Origin of the sequence: Actinacidiphila sp. bgisy167, from assembly GCF_965342175.1 — a bacterium.
In the GTDB taxonomy this organism is placed as follows: Bacteria; Actinomycetota; Actinomycetes; order Streptomycetales; family Streptomycetaceae; genus Actinacidiphila.
The window spans coordinates 1-1,825 of record NZ_CBDRBL010000189.1 but is presented as its reverse complement, the minus strand read 5'-3'; the positions used below and the strand labels follow the sequence as shown (position 1 = coordinate 1,825).

General features: G+C 57.4%; 1 rRNA gene. It reads right to left on the bottom strand.

From position 1 onward, the window contains the following. A 23S ribosomal RNA gene (locus ACRWND_RS30660) occupies positions 1–1,825 on the bottom strand; the annotation flags it as partial.

The following is a 1,825-nucleotide window of genomic DNA, read 5'->3' as shown; positions in this document are numbered from 1 at the left end:
GGACAAGCCCTCGGCTTATTAGTACCGGTCAGCTCCACCCATTACTGGGCTTCCACATCCGGCCTATCAACCCAGTCGTCTACTGGGAGCCTTAACCCCTCAAAGGGGGTGGGAGTCCTCATCTCGAAGCAGGCTTCCCGCTTAGATGCTTTCAGCGGTTATCCCTCCCGAACGTAGCCAACCAGCCATGCCCTTGGCAGAACAACTGGCACACCAGAGGTTCGTCCGTCCCGGTCCTCTCGTACTAGGGACAGCCCTTCTCAAGACTCCTACGCGCACAGCGGATAGGGACCGAACTGTCTCACGACGTTCTAAACCCAGCTCGCGTACCGCTTTAATGGGCGAACAGCCCAACCCTTGGGACCGACTCCAGCCCCAGGATGCGACGAGCCGACATCGAGGTGCCAAACCATCCCGTCGATATGGACTCTTGGGGAAGATCAGCCTGTTATCCCCGGGGTACCTTTTATCCGTTGAGCGACGGCGCTTCCACAAGCCACCGCCGGATCACTAGTCCCTACTTTCGTACCTGCTCGACCCGTCAGTCTCACAGTCAAGCTCCCTTGTGCACTTACACTCAACACCTGATTGCCAACCAGGCTGAGGGAACCTTTGGGCGCCTCCGTTACCCTTTAGGAGGCAACCGCCCCAGTTAAACTACCCACCAGACACTGTCCCTGATCCGGATCACGGACCGAGGTTAGACATCCAGCACGACCAGAGTGGTATTTCAACGACGACTCCACCCAAGCTGGCGCTTGAGATTCACAGTCTCCCACCTATCCTACACAAGCCGAACCGAACACCAATATCAAGCTGTAGTAAAGGTCCCGGGGTCTTTCCGTCCTGCTGCGCGAAACGAGCATCTTTACTCGTAGTGCAATTTCACCGGGCCTGTGGTTGAGACAGTCGAGAAGTCGTTACGCCATTCGTGCAGGTCGGAACTTACCCGACAAGGAATTTCGCTACCTTAGGATGGTTATAGTTACCACCGCCGTTTACTGGCGCTTAAGTTCTCAGCTTCGCCCCACCGAAATGGAGCTAACCGGTCCCCTTAACGTTCCAGCACCGGGCAGGCGTCAGTCCGTATACATCGCCTTACGGCTTCGCACGGACCTGTGTTTTTAGTAAACAGTCGCTTCTCGCTGGTCTCTGCGGCCACCACCAGCTCAGAGTGCAAAACTCATCACCAGCAATGGCCCCCCTTCTCCCGAAGTTACGGGGGCATTTTGCCGAGTTCCTTAACCACAGTTCACCCGAACGCCTCGGTATTCTCTACCTGACCACCTGAGTCGGTTTAGGGTACGGGCCGCCATGAAACTCGCTAGAGGCTTTTCTCGACAGCATAGGATCATCCACTTCACCACAATCGGCTCGGCATCAGGTCTCAGGCTACGTGCCAGGCGGATTTGCCTACCTAGCGCCCTACACCCTTACCCCGGGACAACCACCGCCCGGGCTGGACTACCTTCCTGCGTCACCCCATCGCTCACCTACTACCACCTCGGGTCACCGGCTCCACCACTCCCCATCACTCCGAAGAGATCAAGGGCGGCTTCACGGGCTTAGCATCAGAGGGTTCAGCGCTGGCGCTTCAAAGCGGGTACCGGAATATCAACCGGTTGTCCATCGACTACGCCTGTCGGCCTCGCCTTAGGTCCCGACTTACCCTGGGCAGATCAGCTTGACCCAGGAACCCTTAGTCAATCGGCGCAAGAGTTTCCCACTCTTGTATCGCTACTCATGCCTGCATTCTCACTCGTGAACCGTCCACGACTCCCTTCCAGGGCCGCTTCACCCGGCACACGACGCTCCCCTACCCATC